The sequence below is a fragment of the Enterovibrio sp. FF113 genome (genome assembly GCF_041439165.1).
GTDB lineage: Bacteria > Pseudomonadota > Gammaproteobacteria > Enterobacterales > Vibrionaceae > Enterovibrio > Enterovibrio norvegicus_A.
In genome coordinates this window covers 1-4,045 of record NZ_JBGONO010000048.1, presented here as the reverse complement: position 1 = coordinate 4,045, position 4,045 = coordinate 1, and the positions used below count along the sequence as shown (strand labels likewise).

The following is a 4,045-nucleotide window of genomic DNA, read 5'->3' as shown; positions in this document are numbered from 1 at the left end:
CGGTGCTTTAAACCACTCAGCCATCTCTCCGTTGTTGCCGCGAATATTAACGGCCTCCTCGGCACCTGTAAACATTTTTTTGGATTACTTTGCTTGTTCGTTGTTTTTAAAAGCACTTTGATGATTATCTCAGCAAAAACGCTTCTCATGTACCATTGAGAAGTAATATTTCACTTCTTTTTTTTATCACTCTGATTGACTCAGAACTTACGAAACCACAGTAATATCGGTGACAGCCCTTCCCTTTCTCGCCTCATCCTGATAGAAGTGATAATAATGGACACGCCACGTACAGTTTTTCGCGCAAATGATCCAATATCACAGTGAAAATATGGCTTTAATTATGCGTATCCGAACCCGTGACGCTTAATGATAATTAGGATAGAAATGCAACTTAACAATTTTTTGCTAAAACTCACCAACACACCTGAGCTTATCGAATTTGAAGATACCATGGCGGTGATTGATGGCTTGTACGACTTTTCCCCGAGCCAATTCGTCAATGGGAACTTAACCAACAAAGCTGGGCAGAACTCTGGGTCGTGTAAGATTCTCGCTTTTGGGAAGTTACATGGGCTTGATGAACGGTCAGTGGTTGCTTGTTTCGGTCGCTACTATAGAGAGGATGTTCTCGGTCACCCTGGTGGCAGTGATCACCAGAATATTCGGAATTTTGTGGTGAGCGGATGGAAGGGCGTTTCTTTTGATCGGTTACCGTTAACGCCAAAATTTTCTGTGGCATAGTCTTTCAGCGACTTAATCACTTTTGCGTTGTTTCAATGAATAACGACACAGGCTCTTTCAGTACGAGGCTGTGTCGTCAAACTCTCAAGCTTGAGTATTACCCATCTTGATTGATTCTTACAATAAGCTCATCTTGCACCCGCGCTGCATTTTCATTAGGCACTTGGCAAGTCCCCGCATTCTCATGTCCGCCGCCATTATAGCTCAGCATTAATTCGCCGATGTTCGTTGTCGACGTACGATCAAATATTGATTTTCCACAGGCAAACACAGTGTTTTGCTTTTTCAGCCCCCAAAGCACATGGACTGAGATGTTGCATTGTGGGAACACAGCGTATATTTCGAATCGATTACCTGCCCAAATCGGATCTTCATGGCGAAGGTCAAGAATGACAAGATTGCCACATACCGACGCGCAGCGTCGAAGTTGTTCCTGAAACTTTTCTCTATGACTAAAGTAAACGTCGACACGTTCTTTAACGTCTGGAAGCTCCATGATCTCTGCGATAGACTTATCTCGGCAATGTTCGATCAAATCCATCATCAGCTCGTAATTCGATATCCGAAACTCGCGAAAACGTCCCAACCCCGTGCGTGCATCCATAATGAAGTTTAGGAGACCCCACGCTTTTGGGTACAACACTTCATCTTTTGTGTATTGGGCAGAATCACCTTTATCGACCTCTTCCATCATCTCGTCCCATCCACTTGGGAAGGTGTTTTCACCGCCAAAATGCTTCCACACAACACGTGCTGCAGATGGTGCATCAGCGTCAATGATGTAATTGGCATTGAGATCCTGATTGCGAATTAACTCTGATGCATGGTGGTCGATGCAAAGATGTGCTTTGGCGTTATAGGGTAGATTTGTGGTGATGTCATATTCATTAATTTCAACCACGCCATCTTGCATATCTTTTGGGTGCACAAACTTTATCTCATCAATCAGATCAATGTGTTTGAGAAGTACCGCACACACTAACCCGTCGAAATCACTTCGGGTGATAAGACGGTATCGTCTTTCGGACATAACATTGCTCCTGTAAAGAGATTGGGCAAACCCCTTTTCACTAAATCGTATTTGTTCTTTGTTTAACACTCTCTTAAGAATAAGACGAATACCCAATTGTGCAACTTGTGAGGAGGATGTTATTCACGCAGATGATTGGAGGAAAAGAAAAAAAAGCCGCATCGCGGCTTCTATTGAGGAAGGAAATTCTCGGCGAGCATGCACCTAACGCTGCCTCCTCCGATGGTTTCGATGGTGGACACGTCTATTGGCACCAGTTTTCCGTGCTTACGCAGTACTCGCTTTTGTTCCAACGTAAACGCGTTATAGGCAGACAGTGACATCGCGATCAATCGTTCACCTTTATCGCTTTGCAGCTGAAGTATGTTACCGCAAAAATGTCCCATTTGTTCTTCAGTAATCGAGACCACATCTTTGGTCTTTTGCAGCGAGCCAAGCACTCGGCGACGTTCAAACTCTTCAATGATTTCATCACAGATCACTGCAAAACCTTCACCTACCGCCATCATCACATTTGTGTGATAAACAGGCGCACCAGATGACATTTGGGTATCAAAGAAAATAACATCGCGAAAACCTGCTCTATCGGCATACTCTTGAAGCAGTTTACGGTCGCAGCGAACTGAAAGGGCTGCGTAAACCGTGCCGTTGGTATGATCCATGATCATCACACCAGTACTCTCTAAAAATGCATCAGGCGAACTCAGACTGCCAATTTCGAGTACCACTGGCGCATTAAAACCGGAAGTAACAAGTGCTTCCGTCAGCGTTTCTGGGCGGATTTCTCTACGGCGATTTTCACAAGCCATCGGAAATAAGTACAAATCTCCATTTGGCAGGGTTGAAAACCAGTTATTCGGAAAAACGGCATCGGGTGTTTCACCTTCGCTTGGCGAATAGTTCATCACAGTAACGTTAACGCCATGACCTCTCAGCAGCTCAACCATTTGATTGAATTCCTGCAAAGCTTTTCCACGCACCTGAACATCCGACAATGCCAATGATTTTTGGAATTCATTATCAGCACTGGTTTCAGTATTAAATTTAAAATCAACGGGTGGCACCATCACAACGGCATTGGTTGTATGTACCGCTTGGTTTTGAGAGTGGATCGTATCTCTCAGAATGGGTGCGATCATAAGAACACCTCAACATTTTATTAACATTATTGTTATGAGGTTCATTTTAGTCAGGGAATCGTGGGGAAGTTACCTAAATGAGACGATAATTCTCGTCTCTGCTGGGGGTATTACCTCTAAAAAAGTCGATATACAGAAATAATAACCATGAGGCACAGACATTGCCCGTTACTTTGTCTTAACGTTTCGAGTTCAAGACAAAGAAATCAACTCAGGGTTAATTCCTGCACTTCGCTTGTACTCGGCAATAACAATTTCACTTCGCGTTTGAATCACACCAGGGAGCTGGATGATTCGAGTAGACATAAATTGCTGATAGGCTTTGATATTCTTAACACGCACTTTGACCATGGCATCAAAGTCACCAGACAAGGAATAACACTCTTCGATCTCTGGAATTAACAATGCCGATTTGGCGAACTTATCAAAGATAGACAGGTTGGTCTGGTCCAAACGCATATGAATAAACACAACAACATCTAAGCCAAGCTTTTCTGCGGAAATATCCGCATGATAGCCGGAGATATAGCCCTCTCTTTCAAGCCGTTTGACGCGTTCGGAACACGGTGTAGTTGTAAGGTTTACCCGCTTCGCGAGTTCGACAACAGGCAAGCGACCGTTTGTCTGAAGAATACGGAGAATTTCGATGTCGGTGCGGTCTAACGAGACCACATTAGAAACTGCCATGCTACAACGTCCTTGTGCGAGAAATTACCTATCTGTGCTCTAACTATTAGGCGTTTTCACTGCAGCATAACGCTTTTACAACAATTGACAAAGTACTGCTGAAATCTAGTAGATACAAAAAAGCCCAGTCAAATGACTGGGCTTTCGAATTTGGTTGCGAGAACTGGGTTTTAACGGGCAAACCCTTTGCAACGGCCTGAGGGTTATGACAAAAACTTGCTATAACCACCGAGCTTAAATTTGGTTGCGGGAGCTGGATTTGAACCAACGACCTTCGGGTTATGAGCCCGACGAGCTACCAGACTGCTCCATCCCGCGTCCGATTAATCGTTCAAAGTACGATGTCAACTTGCTCTCTGTGAGAGCTTTATCTTCCGATAAATCGAAAGCTAAAATGTGGTTGCGGGAGCTGGATTTGAACCAACGACCTTCGGGTTATGAGCCC

At 44.2% G+C, this 4,045-nt stretch carries 4 protein-coding genes and 1 tRNA gene; 1 reads left to right on the top strand and 4 read right to left on the bottom strand.

All coding sequences use genetic code 11. The features are described from left to right. The first annotated feature begins 387 nt into the window (after positions 1-387). Positions 388-744 (top strand): HopJ type III effector protein, encoded by a 357-nt coding sequence (locus tag ACED36_RS22010; protein WP_016958879.1) that lies wholly within the window; start codon positions 388-390, stop codon positions 742-744. A gap of 97 nt (positions 745-841) precedes the next feature. On the opposite strand, the gene ACED36_RS22005 is transcribed toward ACED36_RS22010, so the two are convergent. The 4 genes from ACED36_RS22005 to ACED36_RS21990 form a co-directional block, all read right to left on the bottom strand. Further along, positions 842-1,774, bottom strand: a complete 933-nt coding sequence (locus tag ACED36_RS22005) for an exopolyphosphatase (protein WP_371733819.1) — start codon at positions 1,772-1,774, stop codon at positions 842-844. A gap of 170 nt (positions 1,775-1,944) precedes the next feature. Continuing rightward, the gene (locus ACED36_RS22000; RefSeq protein WP_016958881.1) at positions 1,945-2,913 is read right to left on the bottom strand and encodes an arginine deiminase-related protein; all 969 of its coding nucleotides are present in this window, start codon (positions 2,911-2,913) and stop codon (positions 1,945-1,947) included. Positions 2,914-3,105: 192 nt separating this feature from the next. Beyond that, positions 3,106-3,600, bottom strand: a complete 495-nt coding sequence (locus ACED36_RS21995; RefSeq protein ID WP_016958882.1) for an Lrp/AsnC family transcriptional regulator — start codon at positions 3,598-3,600, stop codon at positions 3,106-3,108. A 241-nt stretch (positions 3,601-3,841) separates the two neighbouring features. Further along, positions 3,842-3,918 (bottom strand) — tRNA-Met (locus ACED36_RS21990). Positions 3,919-4,045 lie beyond the last annotated feature (127 nt).